The sequence below is a fragment of the Microbacterium sp. NPDC091662 genome (assembly GCF_044756705.1).
Lineage (GTDB): Bacteria > Actinomycetota > Actinomycetes > Actinomycetales > Microbacteriaceae > Microbacterium.
In genome coordinates this window covers 850,228-867,881 of sequence record NZ_JBIVTM010000001.1, presented here as the reverse complement: position 1 = coordinate 867,881, position 17,654 = coordinate 850,228, and the positions used below count along the sequence as shown (strand labels likewise).

The following is a 17,654-nucleotide window of genomic DNA, read 5'->3' as shown; positions in this document are numbered from 1 at the left end:
TCTACTTGATGCGGTCACAACGAGAGCGCACCTGTCAGGACGAGGTATCGGGTGCCGCCGCCTTCTGTGCCGCGCGGAGCTCGGCCGTGGCGATCTGCACCTCGACCTCTGCACGCTGCAGCCGTCGCTGGGGGAACGTGGTGGCGGCGAACCTTGCGTGCACGCGATCGGACTTCTCCTCTTCCGCCGTGACGATGTAGGCGCAGGCGAACAGCATCACCTGAGCGGAGAAGTTCAGCCAGATCAGCAGCGCGAGCAGCGAGGCGAACGAGGCCAGCAGCGGATTGCTCGTGGCGCCACCCACGAAGAGGCCGGACAACTCCTGCAGCGCCAGGAGACCCAGTGCGCCCAACAGCGCACCGGACCAGAGCGACCGGGACGAGGGGCGGACACCGGACAGCAGGCGGAACACGCCGATGATGATCACCGTATCCAGGGCGAAGACGACCACGAGCGACACCAGGCGCACCGTCCAGGCCGCGACGGGAGAATCCTCGGGAAGCCCGAGCAGCCCCGCGATCCACGTGACGCCGAGCTGGCCGGCGAAGGTGAGGAAGGCCGAGGCGACGAAGGCGACACCGATGCCGAGTGCGAGCGCGAGGTTGCGCAGGATCACCCAGATCCAGAGGATGTCGTCCTGCACGGTCCCGGCGAGCACGCGCACGGCCGTCCGCAGTGAGCCGATGGCCCCGAGCGCGGACCCCACCAGAGCGACGAGGGAGATGATGCCGGCGATCGACAGCGAGGCCGGAGCACGGAGGTCCTTCGTCTTGATCACCCCGTCCTCGCCGATCAGACCCGGTACCGCCGCCTGCACCGCGTCGATGATCGCCTGCCAGGCCACGGGATTCCCGGCGAGCCACAGCGCCGCGATCGAGAAACCCAACAGCACCCCGGCGAACACGCTGAAGAGCGCCCGATAGGTCACGCTGTCGGCGAGCATGGGCCCGCGACGTTCGGTGTAGAGCAGCGCGGCCCGCACCGGACGGCGCGCGAGAGCCCAGGCGATCACCGGCCCGGTGAGGCGCGCGATCAGCCCCGGCCGCGCGGGGGAGACTGTTCCAGTTTCGCTGTTCGTCACGCCCCCACCCTAAGAGGCGGTGCCGGCCGCCCGCAGGGGGCTTGACGCCGCACGTCACCCTGACCAAGGGCGACCGGGCGGTGCCCTAGAATCGGGTCAGCCTCGATGTGCGCGCCCCGCCCGAGATCCTTCCCACGATTGGTGATCAGTGCTTCTCCCTGCCGATTCGCTCGCTCCGGAATGGCTCGCTGTCCCCGAAGACGCGAACGACCTCGCCGACGGTGTCTGGCCTGCCTCCGCGGTGCGCGATCCCGACGGTGCTCTCGACATCGCGGGCGTCAGCGCCACCACGCTCGCCCGCACCTACGGCACTCCGCTGCTCGTGCTCGATGAAGACGAGGTGCGGGGTCGTGCGCGGCGCTTCCGGCTCGCCTTCGACCGGGCCGCGGCCGAGAACGGCACCACGGCTCAGGTCTACTACGCGGGCAAGGCCTTCCTCTGCACGACGGTCGCGCGCTGGGTGGTCGACGAGGGGCTGCGGGTCGACGTGTGCACCGGCGGAGAGCTGGCAGTGGCCCTCGCGGCCGGTGTCGTACCGGCATCCATCGGCTTCCACGGCAACAACAAGTCGGTCGCCGAGCTCGAGCGGGCCGTCGAGGTCGGCGTCGGCACGATCATCGTCGACAGCGCCATCGAGATCGAGCGCCTCGCGGCGATCACCGCGCGCACCGGAGCCACCCAGCGCGTGCTGGTGCGCGTGATCAGCGGTGTCCATGCCGAGACCCACGATTTTCTCGCCACCGCCCACGAGGACCAGAAGTTCGGGTTCCCGCTCCCGGACGCCGAGAAGGCGGTCGCGCGCATCCGCGAGATCCCGGGCCTGGTTTTCGCGGGTCTGCACTGCCACATCGGATCGCAGATCTTCGGCGTCGCCGGGTTCCGCGAATCGGCGTCCCGCGTGCTCGACCTGCATGCGGCACTGCTCGAGGGCGGCCCCGTGCCGCAGCTCAACCTCGGCGGCGGCTTCGGCATCGCCTACACGCGTGTCGACGACCCGACGCCGATCGAGGAACTCGCCGGCGCGATCATCACCGCCGTCGCCGAGGACTGCGCGGCCAGGGGAATCCCGGTCCCTGCGCTCTCGTTCGAGCCTGGCCGGGCCATCGTCGGCACGGCGGGCGTCACGATCTACGAGGTCGGCACGACCAAAGACGTCACGATCGATTCCGGAGCCGTGCGCCGTTACATCAGCGTCGACGGCGGCATGAGCGATAACGCGCGCCCCGCTCTGTACGGGGCCCAGTACTCCGCACGGCTCGCCTCCCGCGCGGGCGAGGGCGAGCCCCGTCTCAGTCGCGTGGTCGGCAAGCACTGCGAGTCCGGCGATATCGTCGTCGACCACGAGTACCTGCCCGAAGACCTCGTGCCGGGTGATCTGCTGGCGGTTCCTGCGACCGGCGCCTACTGCGTCTCGCTCGCGAGCAACTACAACCATGTTCCGCGTCCACCGGTCGTCGCCGTGCGCGACGGACGCTCGACGGTCATCGTCCGTGGCGAGACGATCGACGACGTGCTGGCTCGCGATGCGGGCATCGACGGGGCGAACGCCCCCGAGGGAGACCAATGACCCACCTCCGAAGGAGTAACCATGACTGACTACCGACGACTTCGCGTGGCGCTGCTGGGTGCCGGGGCGGTCGGCTCTCAGGTGGCAGCGCTCCTGCTGCGGCACGGCGACGAGCTCGCCGACCGCGCCGGTGCCGAACTCGAGCTCGCCGGCATCGCCGTGCGCGATGTCGACGCTCCCCGTGACGTCGACCTGCCCAAAGAGCTCTTCACCACCGACGCCGAGTCGCTGATCCTGGGTGCCGACATCGTGATCGAGCTCATCGGGGGCATCGAGCCGGCCCGCACGAGCATCCTGCAGGCGATCGGCTCCGGAGCCGATGTCGTCACCGCCAACAAGGCGCTGCTGGCGACGCACGGGCCCGAGCTGTTCGAAGCTGCCGACCGCGTGGGTGCCTCCGTGTACTACGAGGCTGCGGCCGCCGGAGCGATCCCGATCATCCGTCCGCTGCGCGACTCGCTCGCCGGCGACCGTGTGGTTCGCATCATGGGCATCGTGAACGGCACCACGAACTACATCCTCGACCGGATGGACACCGAGGGTGCCGATTTCGCCGACGTGCTCGCCGACGCGCAGCGCCTGGGCTACGCCGAGGCCGACCCGACGGCCGATGTCGAGGGCTACGACGCCGCGCAGAAGGCGGCGATCCTCGCGAGCCTCGCGTTCCACACCGCGGTTCCGCTCGATGCCGTCTACCGCGAGGGCATCACCTCGATCACAGCCTCCATGATCGAAGAGGCTCGCGCTGCGGGCTTCGTGATCAAGCTGCTCGCGGTGTGCGAGCGGATCGAGGCGAACGGCGCCGAGTCCATCTCGGTGCGGGTCTACCCGGCGCTGGTACCCACCTCGCACCCGCTCGCCTCTGTCCACGGCGCCAACAACGCGGTGTTCGTCGAGGCCGAGGCCGCCGGCTCGCTGATGTTCTACGGCGCGGGTGCCGGTGGTGTGCAGACCGCATCCGCCGTGCTCGGCGACGTCGTCTCGGCCGCCCGTCGCCACATCGCCGGCGGTGTCGGGGTGGGGGAGTCCACCCGCGCCAACCTTCCCGTCGTGCCGATCGGACACGTCACCACCCGCTACCAGATCACGCTCGAGGTCGCGGATGCGCCCGGCGTGCTGGCCACCGTCGCGAGCACCCTCAGCGACGGCGGCGTCTCGGTCGCGACGGTCGTGCAGACCGTCGAGGGGGAGGACGAGCCGACCGCACGTCTGATCATCGGCACGCACCGCGCGACGGAGCAGGCGCTCAGCGCCACCGTCGATTCTCTCGCCGACAGCGAGGTCGTCGCCCGTGTGGTCTCGGTGCTCCGGGTGGAAGGCGAGTGACGATGGCGGCAGCCCTCGCGCCCACCGCGGGCGACGCTGTCGATGGGCGCACCGTCGAGGTGCGGGTTCCCGCGACAAGTGCGAACCTCGGGCCCGGCTTCGACACGCTCGGCCTGGCGCTCAGCATCTACGACACGCTGCAGGTGACGGCTCTGCCTGCGGGAGAGCTCGAGATCGAGGTGACGGGTTCCGGGTCGACCGAGATCCCGCGCGACGAGTCGAACCTGATCGTGCGCACCATCGCCTACGTCTTCGCCGATGCGGGCCGTCCGGTCCCCGGGCTGCGCATCGTCGCCGAGAACGGTGTCCCGCACGGTCGCGGCCTCGGCTCTTCCGGAGCTGCCGTCGCCGCGGGGGTCCTCGCCGCGAAAGGTCTGCTCGCGGGCGACGTCGACATCAGCGACACCGACCTCCTCCGTCTCGCGACCGAGCTCGAGGGGCACCCCGACAACGTGGCGCCGGCGCTGTTCGGCGGGTTGACGATCGCCTGGATGTCGGAGCGTGGACCGCAGCACAAGAAGCTGCTCGTGCATCGCGGTGTCTCGCCCCTCGTACTCGTCCCCGCCTACACGATGTCGACCTCGCAGGCGCGGTCGTTGCAGCCGCCCCAGGTGTCCACCGCCGACGCCGTGTTCAACGTCTCGCGCTCCGCCTTGCTGATCGCTGCGCTGATGCAGAGCCCCGAGCTGCTCCTGGATGCGACCGCAGACCGCCTGCACCAGGACTATCGGGCCGGGGCCATGCCCGAGACGCAGCGTCTCGTGCAGGCACTGCGGGCCGCGGGCTTCGCGGCCGTCGTCTCCGGGGCAGGCCCGAGCGTGCTGGTGCTGGCGGACGGTCCTGGCAGCCGCCAGGACGCGGTCGAGCTGGCCGATCGAGTCACCGACACCCCGTGGGAGGCACTCCTGCTCGCAGTCGACGTCCGTGGTGGTACAGTGGGGACTCGAGCGGAGGGCTCCACGTAACTGCGTGAATCTGGCCCCATTGCACATCTTGCAAGACCCGCACGCAAACCCCTGTGGCACAAGTGCCGAGGCTGGCTGGCGCCGAGCGTCAGCCCGTGCGATCGCGCGCAGCACCCGTTGTGTGCGTTCAACGCTCATTCCCCATGACATATAAGGGAGTACTCGTGGAGAACCTCTCCGAGACCCAGAACGATCAGTCGGCGCCTGCCGCCGCGGCACCCGCGGCATCCGCGGAGTCGACGACCGAGACCGCGCCTGCCCGCAAGCGCGCACCGCGTCGTGCGAGCACGGCGACTGCCGCGGCCAAGGCCGAGAAGGCGGAGGCCGCGAAGGCCGACAAGGCGGCGAAGACGGATGCCGCGCCGGAGGCGACGGCATCCGAGCCCGTATCCGCCGGAGCTGAAGCCCCCGAGCCTGCACCGAAGGCGAAGCGCCCGAGCCGCAGCCGTGCGAAGAAGGCGGATGCCGAGACACCTGCCGCCGACACGGCTGCCGCCGAAGCGCCCGCCGCCGACGCCGCCCCCGCCGAGGCCCCGGCCGAGCCGGCACCCAAGACGACCGGGCGTGGACGCCGCGGCGCGCAGAAGCCCGCCGCCGACGCCGAGGCGCCCGCTGCGGAGCCGGCAGCGGACTCCAGCTCCGACTCCGCGCCCGCGGAGACGTCGCAGAACGGCGACCAGGACGCATCCGACGGCGGCGAGGAGCAGGGCGGCCGTGGCCGTGGCCGCAGCCGCAGCCGCAACCGCGGACGCGGCCAGAACGGTGCGGCGCAGGAGCAGCAGCAGACGCAGCCCGCAGCAGACGACGACCAGGCTGGCGGCAACAACCGCAACCGTCAGCGCAACAAGCGCCGCGGCGGGGCGCCGACCGATGAGTTCGACACCGAGATCGGTGAGGACGACGTCCTGATCCCGATCGCGGGCATTCTCGACGTGCTCGACAACTATGCATTCGTGCGCACGACCGGCTACCTCGCCGGTCCGAGCGACGTCTACGTCTCGCTCGGACAGGTGAAGAAGTACAACCTCCGCAAGGGCGACGCCGTCGTCGGCTCCATCAAGCAGCCCCGTGAGGGCGAGCAGCAGGGGCGCCAGAAGTACAACGCGTTGGTCAAGGTCGATTCGATCAACGGTCTGTCGATCGACGACGCCGCCACCCGCGTGGAGTTCGGCAAGCTCACCCCGCTCTACCCGCAGGAGCGTCTGCGCATGGAGACGGCCCCCGAGAAGCTGACGCAGCGCATCATCGACCTGGTCGCCCCGGTCGGCAAGGGCCAGCGCGGTCTGATCGTCGCGCCGCCCAAGGCCGGCAAGACCATCGTCCTGCAGCAGATCGCGAACGCCATCGCGCAGAACAACCCAGAGGTTCACCTCATGGTCGTGCTCGTCGACGAGCGCCCCGAAGAGGTCACCGACATGGAGCGCTCGGTCAAGGGCGAGGTCATCGCCTCGACGTTCGACCGTCCGGCGGAAGACCACACCACCGTCGCCGAGCTCGCCATCGAGCGCGCGAAGCGCCTGGTCGAGCTCGGCCGCGATGTCGTCGTGCTCCTCGACTCGATCACCCGCCTCGGCCGTGCCTACAACCTGGCGGCTCCGGCATCCGGGCGCGTGCTCAGCGGTGGTGTCGACGCTTCGGCGCTGTACCCGCCCAAGCGCTTCTTCGGAGCGGCGCGCAACATCGAGAACGGCGGATCCCTCACGATCCTCGCCACGGCTCTGGTCGAGACCGGGTCCAAGATGGACGAGGTCATCTTCGAGGAGTTCAAGGGCACCGGCAACAGCGAGCTGCGTCTGTCCCGCCAGCTGGCCGACAAGCGCATCTTCCCGGCGGTCGACGTGAACGCATCCAGCACTCGTCGCGAAGAGATGCTGCTCTCGGCCGACGAGGTCAAGATCACCTGGAAGCTGCGTCGCGCCCTCGCCGGCCTCGACCAGCAGCAGGCCCTCGAGGTCGTGCTCGGCAAGCTCAAGGAGACCAACTCGAACGTCGAGTTCCTCGTGCAGATGCAGAAGTCGATCCCTACGCTCCCCTCGGGCGCGCACGGGCACGACAACAACATCCGCTGAGCGGCTGAGCCGTGTTCGAGTCCGTCCAGACTCTGATCGACGAGCATCGCCGGGTGCAGGAGGAGCTCTCCGACCCGGCGGTGCATGCCGATGCCGCCCGAGCGAAGCGCGTGAACCGTCGCTATGCCGAGCTGTCGCGCATCGTCGCGGCGTACGAGGCCTGGGTCGCTGCGACCGACGATCTGGAGACCGCTCGCGAGTTCGCTCGCGAGGACGAGTCCATCGCCGCGGAGATCCCGGCGATGGAGGAGGAGCTGCAGCTCTCGCAGGAGCGCCTCCGACGTCTGCTGATCCCGCGCGACCCGGATGACGCTCGCGACGTGATCATGGAGATCAAGGCGGGGGAGGGCGGCGCGGAGTCCGCGCTGTTCGCCGCCGACCTGCTGCGGATGTACATCCAGTACGCCGCCTCCAAGGGATGGAAGACCGAACTGCTCGAGCGCAACGAGTCCGACCTGGGGGGATACAAGGACGTCCAGGTCGCGATCAAGGGCTCGTCGTCGGATCCCGCTCAGGGCGTGTGGGCCCACCTGAAGTACGAAGGCGGCGTGCATCGCGTGCAGCGCGTCCCGGCGACGGAGTCTCAGGGGCGCATCCACACCTCGACCACGGGCGTGCTCGTGTTCCCCGAGGTCGATGAGCCGGAAGAGATCCACATCGACCAGAACGATCTCAAGATCGACGTCTTCCGGTCCTCCGGCCCCGGCGGGCAGTCCGTGAACACCACCGATTCCGCCGTGCGCATCACGCACGTGCCGACGGGGATCGTCGTATCGATGCAGAACGAGAAGTCTCAGTTGCAGAACCGCGAGGCCGGCATGCGCGTGCTGCGTGCGCGTCTGCTCGCGAGGCAGCAGGAGGAACTCGACGCCGCGGCCTCCGACGCCCGCCGTTCGCAGATCCGGGGCATGGATCGTTCGGAGCGAATCCGCACCTACAACTTCCCCGAGAACCGCATCGCCGATCATCGCACCGGGTTCAAGGCGTACAACCTCGATCAGGTCATGGACGGCGCTCTCGATCCGTTGATCGAGAGCGCCATCACCGCGGACGAGGAAGCGCGGCTCGCCGCCGTCGGCTCCGACTCCTGACGAGTGCGTCGCCTCGACGGCTCAGGTACGTGCGGCGTATCGATGCTCGGGGCGTCCCGTCGAGCCGTAGTTGAGGCGTACCTCCACGACGGTCCTGGCAGCCAGCGCCGCCAGGTGCCGTTGTGCGGTGGCCCGTGAGATCCCAACGCGTTCGCCGACCTCTGCGGCCGACGCCTCGCCGTCGCCGAGCGCGGCCAGCACGAGCTGCTCCGTCGCCGACCGTGAGACGGACACCGGCTCTCCCGCTCCGTGCAGGATGGCCAGCGCACGGTCCACGTCGTCCTGTCGGAGGGCACGGTCACCGCTGAGGAGATTGCGATAGCGGACGTAACGGTCGAGCAGACTCGAAAGTGCTCGCCGGTCGAACGGCTTCACGAGGTATCCCACCGCGCCCGATCGCAGCGCCCTGCGCACCGTGGGCGCGTCGTCGGCCGCAGAGATGAGGATCGCGTCGATCCCGGACTCGCGGACGAGGGAGATGCCGTCGCCGTCCGGGAGGAAGACATCGGCGATGAGGAGGTCAGGGCGCGAGGAGCGCATGCTGTCGCGGGCTTCGGCGAGGGATCGCACGGTCTCGGTCACAGCGAATCCGGGCCGGTCTTCCACGATCGCCTGGTGCAGTTGAGCGACCCGGAAGTCGTCGTCGAGGATGAGCACGCGAAGGGAGGCGGTCATGTGTTCTCCTTCTCGTCAGGGCGGGTGTGGTCCACGGCTCCGCCGATACGCGCGGCGAACACCGCGCCGCTGTCTGTTCCGCCGGCATCGATGATCCAGACGTCCCCGCCGCTCCGACGGGCGATCTCCGTCGAGAGGGGGAGCCCGATCCCGTGGCCGTGCACGCCGTCGGCGGCGTCCTGCTCCCGCGACCGCGGCGCCCAAGGATCGGCGTCCCCGAGTCCGGGCCCCGAATCGGCGACGGTGAACACCAGGGCGTCGCCGTCGTCCAGCACGGCGACCTCGACCCAGCGCGGACTCCGCTCACCCGTGACGGCGGCGGTGACGGCGTTGTCGATGAGGTTGCCCAGCACGGCGGCCACGTCTTCTGCCTCGCTCACGGTTCCGATCAATTGAGTGTCGTCCGCGATCCGGAGGGCGACGCCGCGCTCTCCGGCCTCCACGCCCTTCGCGCCGAGGAAGGAGTGCACGAACGGATCGCCGAGGAGGTCCAATCCCGCGACGGGGAACGCGACCGCACCTCGCTCGACGAGTTCAGCGAGGAACGCGCGAGCCTCTCGCGTTCGATCGGCGTCGATGAGTCCGGCCGCCACGTGCATGCGATTGGCGAACTCGTGCCGTTGCACGCGCAGCGCCGCCGTCATCGTCCTGACCGTCTCCAGACGCTCCGTGAGGGCCACCAGATCGGTGCGATCACGCACGATCAGCACGTCGCCGAGCGCGCGCCCGTCGCGCACCACGGGGCGGGAATCGAGATAGAGCATGCGGTCGCCGACGACAGCACTCGAACGGGCGCGTGTGCCTGTCGCCGCATCGAGGACGGCGGTGGCCAGGCCGAGCTCGTCGATGGGTCTTCCGACGGGATCGTCGAGCCCGAGCAGGCGATCGGCCGCGGCGTTGCTCACGCGCACCACTCCTCGGGGGTCGACGGCGATGACGCCGTCATCCACGCCGTTCAGCACGGCCGTCTGGTTCTGGACGAGCGCCACGAGCTCCTCCGGTTGGACCCCGAGGGTCAGACGCTCCCAGCGCCGGCGGAGCAGCAGGAATGCGAGGCCGGCCACGGCGAGTGCTCCCGCCGCCGTGACTGCGATCACCGCCAGCAGGGGAGGGAGGTCGTCGAACACCCCCGCACGCTCGAATCCGACGCTGACTTCTCCGACCGGAGTGCCGGTGTCGTCGCGGACGGGGACCTTCGCCCGCGCGGATTCACCGAGTGTGCCGGTCTGCCAATCGACCACCTCGGCACCGGCGAGCACCTCTTCATACGGAGTGCTGACCTCCTCGCCGAGGCGTGAGGGGGTGGGATGCGTGAGGCGGATGCCGTTGTCGTCGGTGAGCACGACGAACAGCGCCCCGGTGCGGCTCGTCACGTCGGAGGCGATGCTCTGCAGGTCGCCGTCGCGCAGATCCGCCGCGTCCGGTGCGCCTTCCGAGAGCGAGATGCGCGTGACCTCCGCGCGCACCTGCGGGTCTTCGGCGAGGGTGCGGGCGATGCCCAGCGCGGTCGACTCGGCCTCTGCGCGCAGTTGCTGGACGGCGAGGAGCAGATACACGCCTGTGCAGAGAGCGACGACGAGGGTGACGGTGGCGAGCTGGAGCAGCAGAGCGCGCGTGGCGAATCGCGGTCTGGTCGACGTCGTCCTCGTCACTGTGCTTCTCCCACGCTCATCCCGCGCAATATGCGCAGAACCCACGCTACGCGCACAACGTCCGGGAATGCGGGATATCGCACCCAGAGGTCGTCGATTGCCTAGTCTCGACGGGATCCGTCGCCGATGACGGAGCCACGACGAAGGAGTCAACGCATGCCAGACGCACTCACCGGCCTGTTCACGGCCGCCGAAGAGGCGCCGACCTACGACGTGGCGTTCGTGCCACCCGAATGGGTGCTGGTGCTCCTCGGATTCACGATGGTGCTCGCGTTCATGACGCTCATCATGACCAAGCGGCTCACACCCATGGTGGCCCTCATCCTCGTGCCGACCGCGTTCGGACTCTTTGCCGGGGCGGGCCTCGGCCTCGGCGACATGATCCTCGACTCGATCGGCGCGATGGCCCCGACCGCGGCGCTGCTCATGTTCGCGATCATGTTCTTCGGCATCATGATCGATGTGGGGCTGTTCGATCCGCTCATCCGGTTGATCACTCGACTGCTCGGAGACGACCCCGCGAAAGTGGTCCTCGGCACCGCGATACTCGCCGGGGCCGTCTCCCTCGACGGCGACGGCTCGACGACCTTCATCATCACGACCTCGGCGATGCTGCCCATCTACCTCCGACTGGGGATGAGCCCGGTCGTGCTGACCTGCGTCGCCGGACTCATGAACGGCACCCTGAACATCGTGCCGTGGGGCGGTCCCACGGTGCGGGCGGCGACCGCTCTGGGACTGCAGCCGACGGACATCTTCGTCCCGATGCTTCCCGCGCTGGGCGCCGGGATCATCGTGACCCTCGGCTTCGCGTGGATCCTGGGCCTGCAGGAGCGCCGTCGACTCGGACGGCTGGACTCCGAGGGACTGCTGGCCGGTGCCGACGGGGGATCGCTCTCGACGGTGCCGAAGATCTTCCGCGGAGCCGAGCCGAAGCCGGGCGCGCGCGCGTCGCTGCGCACCGGGAACCTGGTCGTCGTCGCCGGGGGACACGCTCCCGTCTCCGCCGCGAACGTCGATCCCGCCGACACGGCCATGGCCGATACGATGCTTGATCCCGCACGCCCCACCCTCCGGCCGAAGCTCATCTGGTTCAACCTGGTGCTCACGGTCGCGGTGATGGTGCTGCTGGTGCTCGACATCCTGCCACTGCCCTACGTGTTCATGGTGGGAGCCGGGCTCGCGCTCGTCATCAACTTCCGTGGCATCAAGGAGCAGGCGTCGGAGATCGTGGCGCACGCGCCCAGCATCGTCGGCGTCGTCTCGATGGTCATCGCGGCCGGCGTCCTGGTGGGCGTGCTCACCGGCACCGGGATGGTCGATGCGATGGCCACCTGGATCACGAACGTGCTCCCGCCGGCGCTCGGTCCGTTCCTGGCGCCGATCACGGGGGTCCTCTCGATCCCGTTCACGTTCTTCATGTCCAACGACGCGTTCTACTTCGGCATCCTCCCGGTACTCGCCCAGAGCGCGGCGAACTTCGGCATCGATCCCGTCGAGATGGCGAGGGCGTCCATCACGGGGCAGCCCGTGCACCTGCAGAGCCCGCTCGTGCCGGCGATCCTCCTGCTCGTGTCGCTCGCGAGCGTGAACCTCGGTGATCACCACCGCAAGGTGTTGTGGCGTGCGACGATCGTCTCGCTGGTCATGCTCGGTGTCGGCATCCTGACCGGCGCCGTCCCGTTCTTCGTGGCGCAGTGACGAACCGCCGGCGGGCAGCGCGGGTGCCGTGCTCCCCGCCGGTCGGGGTGCTGAGCGCTATGCTCGGCCCGTGATCACATTCCTCTTCCGCGGCCTGCTCTACGTCGTGTCGGCCGGTCTCGGCCTGATCGCCGCCGACCTCCTGCTCGACGGCTTCGAGATCGAGTGGGACAAGTGGTGGGGCTTCGTCATCTGCATCCTGATCTTCGCGATCCTGCAGAGCGTGCTCTCGCCGTGGGTCGCCAAGATCGCCAATCGCTACGCCCCGGTGCTGATGGGAGGCATCGGCATCTTCTCGACGTTGATCTCCCTCATCGTCGTCGTCCTGCTTCCCATCGGCGGGCTGCGCATCACCGACCTCACCGGATGGCTGCTCGGCTCGGTCATCGTGTGGCTGATCACGGCGGTCGGCAGCGTGCTGCTCCCACTCATCTTCCTGCGCAAGAGGGTCGACGCGGCCAAGGCCGAACGTCGGTAACCGATCCGCTCAGATCGCGTAATAGTCCGGCGCCGCGAGCAGCGCCCTGGTGTCTTCGCCGACGGTGCGGTGGCGCGGCTTCGCCGGCACGCCGACGAGCACGCTGTCAGCCGGGGCATCGCGGGTGACCACGGCATTCGCTCCGACCACGCAACCGGCACCGATCGTGACGGGCCCGAGGATCTTGGCGCCGGCACCCACGGCGACCCCGTCGCCGAGGGTGGGGTGCCTCTTGCCGGAGGTACGTGTGCGTCCGCCGAGGGTGACCCCGTGGTAGAGCATCACGTCATCGCCAACCACGGCGGTCTCCCCGATCACGACACCCATACCGTGATCGATGAAGAAGCGTCGGCCGATCCTCGCACCCGGATGGATCTCCACTCCCGTGAGCCAGCGCGAGATCTGCGAACCGGCACGCGCGAGCAGGCGCAGCCGTCGCCGCCAGAGCGCGTGCGAGACCCGGTGCGCCCAGATGGCGTGCAGGCCCGGGTACAGCAGAGCGACCTCGGCGGCGCTGCGCGCGGCAGGATCGCGGAGGCGGGCAGCCGCGATGTCCTCGCGCATTCGCCCGAAAATGCCCATCGACAGCCTCAGTCTTCGCGCAGGTCCTCGAACAGCGCGGTGGAGAGGTAGCGCTCACCGGTGTCCGGGATCACGACGACGATCGTCTTGCCGGCGTTCTCCGGGCGGGCGGCGACCTTGAGTGCCGCGGCGACGGCCGCGCCAGATGACATCCCGACGAGGAGGCCCTCCTTGGCGGCGAGCTCACGCGCGACACGGATGGACTCGTCGAACTCCGCGGTGAGGATCTCGTCGAGCACCTCGCGGTCGAGCACGTCGGGAACGAAGTTCGGGCCGATGCCCTGGATCTTGTGCGGCCCGGGGTGGCCCTCTGTCAGCACCGGCGAGTCCTTGGGTTCGACGGCGATCACCTGGACGCCGGGCTTGGCGGCCTTGAGCGCCTGGCCGGTACCCGTGACGGTTCCTCCGGTGCCGACGCCCGCGACGAGGATGTCGACGGCGCCATCGGTGTCGCGCAGGATCTCCTGCGCTGTGGTCTCGCGGTGGATCTGGGGGTTGGCGGCGTTCTCGAACTGGCGGATCCAGATCGCCCCGGGGGTCTCTGCGACGATGCGCTTGGTCTCCTCGATCGCACCGCTCATGCCCTTGGTGGGATCGGTGAGCACGATCTCCGCGCCGAACGCCTTGAGCAGGACCCGGCGCTCCTTCGACATGGAGGCGGGCATCGTGAGGATCACCCGGTACCCGCGCGCGGCGCCGACCATCGCGAGGGCGATGCCCGTGTTGCCGCTCGTCGACTCGACGATCGTCCCGCCCGGCTTCAGCTCGCCCGACGCCTCGGCGGCGTTGATCATGGCGATGCCGATGCGATCCTTCACGCTCGATGCCGGGTTGTAGTACTCGAGCTTGGCGAGGACGGTGGCACCCAGCCCTTCGGTCACCCGGTTCAGGCGGACGAGCGGGGTGTTGCCGAAAGCGGTCGTGATGTCGGAGTGGATACCGGGCATGGTGAGCCTTCCTGTGCGGGGGTCGCTGCGGGACCAGCCTAGGGGAGCACCCTCATGACTGAGCCTTTGTGACGGCGCTGGCACTCTACGCTGGAAGTCATGCCCGACACCTCTCTCGCTGCACTGGTCCGCACGGCGGCCCAGCGTCTTGCCGACGTCGGGGTCCCCGACCCCCTGGTCGACGCCGAGCTCCTCGCCGGTCACGTGCTCGGCCGGCGACGCGGCGAGGTGCAGGCGGCAATCGTCCGAGGCGACACCGTCGGCGACGAGGAGGCGGCGGCTCTCGATGTCCTCATCACGCGCCGCGCCGTGCGCGAGCCGCTGCAGCACATCACCGGAACCGCGCCGTTCCGTCACCTCGAGCTCGCCGTCGGTCCCGGCGTCTTCGTGCCTCGCCCGGAGACCGAGACAGTCGTGCAGCACGCGATCGACGCGCTGCTGAACTCCGCGGAGGAGGCGCCGATCGGCATCGATCTCGGAACCGGCAGCGGCGCGATCGCCCTTGCCATGGCAACCGAGGTCCCGCACGCTCGCATCTTCGCGGCCGAGCTCTCAGCGGATGCCCACGCCTGGGCCAGCCGAAACGTCGCAGGCGTCGACAACCTGACGCTCGTCCTGTCCGACCTGGGCGAGGCGTTCCCGGAACTCGACGGCACGGCGTCCGTGGTCATCTCGAATCCGCCCTACGTGCCGGATGCCGCGATCCCGCGTGATCCGGAAGTGCGACTCTTCGATCCGGCCATGGCGCTGTACGGGGGAGAGGACGGACTCGACATCGTGCGCGTGCTCAGCTCACGGGCGCTGCGACTGCTTCGTCCCGGGGGCCTGCTCGTCATCGAGCATGGTGAGCTCCAGGGGGAATCGATCAGAGGGATCCTCACCGTCGACGGCTGGCGCGCGGCGGCGACGCATCGCGACCTGACGCTGCGCGATCGCAGCACCACCGCACTCCGACCCTGATCAGCAACCTCCGAGCGTGCTCACCGGCCGCGCCGCATAGAATCGAACCGTCATGTCAACCATCTTCGACTGCAGCGACGAGTCGCAGCTGCTCGCCGGCATGCGCCATGCGCGCCAGGCGATCGGCCGCGGCGACCTCATCGTCATCCCCACAGACACGGTGTACGGCGTCGCCGCCGATGCCTTCTCCCCGGCCGCCGTCCAGCGGCTCCTCGACGCCAAGGGGCGGGGCCGTGACCAGCCGCCGCCCGTGCTGATCGGCACCAAGGAGACACTCGCCGCCCTCGCCGAATCGGTTCCCGAGCCGGTGGAGCGGCTGGTCGAGGCGTTCTGGCCCGGTGGCCTGACGATCGTGCTGCCGGCGCAGCCGTCGCTGGTGTGGGATCTCGGGGAGACGCTCGGCACGGTGGCCGTCCGCATGCCGGAGGGCCGGGTCGCTCTCGAGCTGCTCGCCGAGACCGGTCCGCTGGCGGTCTCCAGTGCGAACCTCACGGGGGAGGCCGCCGCGATCTCGGCGTTCGATGCCGAGAAGATGCTGGGGGACAGCGTCGCCGTCTATCTCGCCGATGGACTCAGCAAGGACGGCATCGCGTCCACCATCGTCGATGCGACCTCGTTGGTCCGCCGCGGAGCGGACTCCGAAGCGGGCAGCGTGCGCATCCTCCGCGATGGTGCCGTGACGCGGGAGCAGCTGCAGGAGGTGCTCGGCGATCTCCTCGAGCCCGAGGACGATGCCGAGCACGAGCATCACCACGAGCGTGCGCAGGAGCAGGACGGGGATTCGTGAAGCAGTATCTCTTCACGATCATCCTCACCGCCGCGATCACTTTCGTACTGACCTGGGCGGTGTGGAAGCTGAGCCTCCGGTTCAAGCTGTACCCCGCCATCCGCGACCGCGATGTGCACACCACGCCCAAGCCCCGTCTGGGCGGCGTCGCGATCTTCCTCGCCATCGCCGCGGCATTCGGGTTCTCCGCCGTGAACCCCTTCTTCCAGAGCATCTGGATCCCCCCGCAGACCATGTGGTCGATTCTCGGCGCCTCGCTGCTGATCGCGATCATCGGTGTGGTCGACGATCTGTGGGACATCGACTGGATGATCAAGCTGGGCGCGCAGTTCCTGGCGGCGGGCGTCATCACCGTCGGGGGCGGCCTGCAGATCCTCTCCCTGCCCTTCGGCGACCTCATCGTGGTGTCGAGCTGGTTGAGCATCACCATCACGATGTTCGCGATCGTCATCGTGATGAACGCGGTGAACTTCATCGACGGGCTCGACGGCCTCGTCGCGGGAGTGTGCCTGATCTCGAACGGCGTGTTCTTCGCCTACTCCTACATCTTCACGCGCGACTCCGGCGCGTCCAGTTACTTCAACCTCTCGACCTTCATCGCGGCGGTGCTCATCGGCGCCTGCCTCGGCTTCCTGCCGCTGAACTGGAGCCCGGCGAAGATCTTCATGGGCGACTCCGGGGCGCTGGTGATCGGTCTGCTGATGGCCACATCAGCGATCGCGATCACCGGGCAGATGGACCCGTCCGCCCTCGACCCCGAGCGTCTCGGCCGCTCCCAGCTGGTCGGCGCGTTCCTGCCCATCCTGCTGCCGCTGCTGGTCGTGTTGCTCCCGCTGCTCGACTTCGGCCTCGCCGTGCTCCGGCGGATGAGCGCCGGTCGCTCGCCGTTCTCGCCCGACCGGAAGCACCTGCATCACCGCATGCTCGACCTCGGTCACCGCGACCGCGACGCCGTGCTCATCTTCTACGCCTGGACGGCCGTCGTCTCGCTCTCCGTCCTCTTGATGTACGTCGGTGCGCGAGAGGACTGGCCAGGCCAGTATCTGCCTGGCGTCATCTTCGGCATCGTGGGCATCGCCGCCTGCCTCGTCGTCACTCTGAGTCCCACCCGCCGTAGGAAGAGCGCAGCGGGCGCCGAACCCGATCCGACACCCGTGGAGTCCTGATGAGTCCCAACCCCGTTTCCAGCACGCCGATCCTGCGTCGGACCCTCATCTGGTCGGCCATCGCCACGGCGGTCCTCGCGATCGTGGCCGGTGGCGTCGGCTACCTCGTCGCACAGGGGGAGGGGCTCGTCAGCGGGCTGCTCGGCGTCGTTCTGGCAGCTGTGTTCCTGGGCATCACCGGACTCAGCATCCTGATCGCCAATCGCTGGTTCGGAGACCCGCTCTATGTGCAGCTGTTCTTCGCCATCGTGCTCGGCGGCTGGCTGCTCAAGCTGGGTGTCTTCGTCGTGGTGATGATCCTCCTCGCCGGTCAGCCCTGGCTGCAGCCGATGGTCTTCTTCCTCTCGATCGTCGCCGGTGTGCTCATGTCGCTCGTGATCGACGTCGTCGTGCTCACCCAGATGCGGCTCCCGAACGTCAGCGACACCACGCTGCCGACCGAGGTACCCGAGGATCGTGCCCCCGGTGCGGCCAATCACATCGACGGCGGGCCCGTCGAGGGCGGCCAGCGGTCTTAGGGGACCCTCAGATTCTGATAGTGTTGAAACGTGCCCGCCGCTCGCCCGCGAGCGCTTGCGCTGTGAAGCACACCGACCATCGTCGCCCC

Annotated in this window: 16 protein-coding genes; 11 read left to right on the top strand and 5 right to left on the bottom strand. The window is 69.0% G+C overall.

Annotation, left to right across the window (positions count from 1 at the left end; translation table 11 throughout):
- Positions 1-34 precede the first annotated feature (34 nt).
- A complete protein-coding gene (locus tag ACIQLD_RS04225) occupies positions 35-1,081 on the bottom strand; it encodes a YihY/virulence factor BrkB family protein (RefSeq protein WP_402605392.1) in 1,047 nt (348 codons plus the stop codon).
- A 148-nt stretch (positions 1,082-1,229) separates the two neighbouring features.
- On the opposite strand from ACIQLD_RS04225, the gene lysA reads away from it, so the two are divergent.
- From lysA to prfA, 5 genes are all read left to right on the top strand, one after another.
- The gene (lysA, locus tag ACIQLD_RS04220; RefSeq protein ID WP_402605389.1) at positions 1,230-2,648 is read left to right on the top strand and encodes a diaminopimelate decarboxylase; all 1,419 of its coding nucleotides are present in this window, start codon (positions 1,230-1,232) and stop codon (positions 2,646-2,648) included.
- Between the two features lie 21 nt (positions 2,649-2,669).
- Positions 2,670-3,974, top strand: a complete 1,305-nt coding sequence (locus ACIQLD_RS04215; RefSeq protein ID WP_402605387.1) for a homoserine dehydrogenase — start codon at positions 2,670-2,672, stop codon at positions 3,972-3,974.
- Between the two features lie 2 nt (positions 3,975-3,976).
- Positions 3,977-4,939, top strand: a complete 963-nt coding sequence (gene thrB, locus ACIQLD_RS04210; RefSeq protein ID WP_402605385.1) for a homoserine kinase — start codon at positions 3,977-3,979, stop codon at positions 4,937-4,939.
- Positions 4,940-5,082: 143 nt separating this feature from the next.
- Positions 5,083-7,008: a transcription termination factor Rho gene (gene rho / locus ACIQLD_RS04205; RefSeq protein ID WP_402605383.1), complete on the top strand. Its 1,926-nt coding sequence runs from the start codon at positions 5,083-5,085 to the stop codon at positions 7,006-7,008.
- An 11-nt stretch (positions 7,009-7,019) separates the two neighbouring features.
- Entirely contained in the window at positions 7,020-8,099 is a 1,080-nt protein-coding gene (gene prfA, locus ACIQLD_RS04200) for a peptide chain release factor 1 (protein WP_402605381.1), read from the top strand.
- A 21-nt stretch (positions 8,100-8,120) separates the two neighbouring features.
- Here the strand turns inward: prfA and ACIQLD_RS04195 are convergent, their stop codons facing one another.
- Together ACIQLD_RS04195 and ACIQLD_RS04190 are read right to left on the bottom strand one after the other, a co-directional pair.
- A complete protein-coding gene (locus ACIQLD_RS04195) occupies positions 8,121-8,774 on the bottom strand; it encodes a response regulator (protein WP_402605378.1) in 654 nt (217 codons plus the stop codon).
- Complete coding sequence (locus tag ACIQLD_RS04190) at positions 8,771-10,426, bottom strand: ATP-binding protein (RefSeq protein WP_402605375.1); 1,656 nt, start codon at positions 10,424-10,426, stop codon at positions 8,771-8,773. Before ACIQLD_RS04190 ends, ACIQLD_RS04195 begins: the two co-directional genes overlap by 4 nt.
- 156 nt (positions 10,427-10,582) lie before the next feature.
- Between ACIQLD_RS04190 and ACIQLD_RS04185 the strand changes: the two genes are divergently transcribed.
- A complete protein-coding gene (locus ACIQLD_RS04185) occupies positions 10,583-12,127 on the top strand; it encodes a CitMHS family transporter (protein ID WP_402605373.1) in 1,545 nt (514 codons plus the stop codon).
- A 70-nt stretch (positions 12,128-12,197) separates the two neighbouring features.
- Positions 12,198-12,605 (top strand): hypothetical protein, encoded by a 408-nt coding sequence (locus tag ACIQLD_RS04180; RefSeq protein ID WP_402605370.1) that lies wholly within the window; start codon positions 12,198-12,200, stop codon positions 12,603-12,605.
- Between the two features lie 9 nt (positions 12,606-12,614).
- On the opposite strand, the gene epsC is transcribed toward ACIQLD_RS04180, so the two are convergent.
- Complete coding sequence (gene epsC / locus ACIQLD_RS04175; RefSeq protein WP_402605367.1) at positions 12,615-13,187, bottom strand: serine O-acetyltransferase EpsC; 573 nt, start codon at positions 13,185-13,187, stop codon at positions 12,615-12,617.
- Positions 13,188-13,195: 8 nt separating this feature from the next.
- Positions 13,196-14,134: a cysteine synthase A gene (cysK, locus tag ACIQLD_RS04170; RefSeq protein WP_402605365.1), complete on the bottom strand. Its 939-nt coding sequence runs from the start codon at positions 14,132-14,134 to the stop codon at positions 13,196-13,198.
- 99 nt (positions 14,135-14,233) lie between these two features.
- Here cysK and prmC point away from each other — a divergent pair, with 99 nt between their 5' ends.
- Genes prmC through ACIQLD_RS04150 form a run of 4 tightly spaced genes read left to right on the top strand, consistent with a single transcriptional unit; the run spans position 14,234 to position 17,565 of the window.
- Positions 14,234-15,094, top strand: coding sequence for a peptide chain release factor N(5)-glutamine methyltransferase (prmC, locus tag ACIQLD_RS04165; protein WP_402605363.1), 861 nt, complete (start codon positions 14,234-14,236; stop codon positions 15,092-15,094).
- Between the two features lie 52 nt (positions 15,095-15,146).
- A complete protein-coding gene (locus ACIQLD_RS04160; protein ID WP_402605360.1) occupies positions 15,147-15,881 on the top strand; it encodes an L-threonylcarbamoyladenylate synthase in 735 nt (244 codons plus the stop codon).
- Positions 15,878-17,047 (top strand): MraY family glycosyltransferase, encoded by a 1,170-nt coding sequence (locus tag ACIQLD_RS04155; RefSeq protein ID WP_402605357.1) that lies wholly within the window; start codon positions 15,878-15,880, stop codon positions 17,045-17,047. The genes ACIQLD_RS04160 and ACIQLD_RS04155 overlap by 4 nt, the downstream gene beginning before the upstream one ends.
- On the top strand, positions 17,047-17,565 hold the full coding sequence (locus tag ACIQLD_RS04150) for a hypothetical protein (RefSeq protein WP_402605354.1): 519 nt from the start codon (positions 17,047-17,049) through the stop codon (positions 17,563-17,565). The genes ACIQLD_RS04155 and ACIQLD_RS04150 overlap by 1 nt, the downstream gene beginning before the upstream one ends.
- Positions 17,566-17,654: the final 89 nt, after the last annotated feature.

Excerpts from the sequence above, each read along its gene's own strand:
- ACIQLD_RS04215 (WP_402605387.1), top strand. The coding sequence starts at position 2,670 with ATGACTGACTACCGACGACTTCGCGTGGCGCTGCTGGGTGCCGGGGCG.
- thrB (WP_402605385.1), top strand. The coding sequence starts at position 3,977 with ATGGCGGCAGCCCTCGCGCCCACCGCGGGCGACGCTGTCGATGGGCGC.
- rho (WP_402605383.1), top strand. The coding sequence starts at position 5,083 with ATGACATATAAGGGAGTACTCGTGGAGAACCTCTCCGAGACCCAGAAC.
- ACIQLD_RS04195 (WP_402605378.1), bottom strand. The coding sequence starts at position 8,774 with ATGACCGCCTCCCTTCGCGTGCTCATCCTCGACGACGACTTCCGGGTC.
- ACIQLD_RS04185 (WP_402605373.1), top strand. The coding sequence starts at position 10,583 with ATGCCAGACGCACTCACCGGCCTGTTCACGGCCGCCGAAGAGGCGCCG.
- epsC (WP_402605367.1), bottom strand. The coding sequence starts at position 13,187 with ATGGGCATTTTCGGGCGAATGCGCGAGGACATCGCGGCTGCCCGCCTC.
- cysK (WP_402605365.1), bottom strand. The coding sequence starts at position 14,134 with ATGCCCGGTATCCACTCCGACATCACGACCGCTTTCGGCAACACCCCG.
- prmC (WP_402605363.1), top strand. The coding sequence starts at position 14,234 with ATGCCCGACACCTCTCTCGCTGCACTGGTCCGCACGGCGGCCCAGCGT.
- ACIQLD_RS04160 (WP_402605360.1), top strand. The coding sequence starts at position 15,147 with ATGTCAACCATCTTCGACTGCAGCGACGAGTCGCAGCTGCTCGCCGGC.
- ACIQLD_RS04150 (WP_402605354.1), top strand. The coding sequence starts at position 17,047 with ATGAGTCCCAACCCCGTTTCCAGCACGCCGATCCTGCGTCGGACCCTC.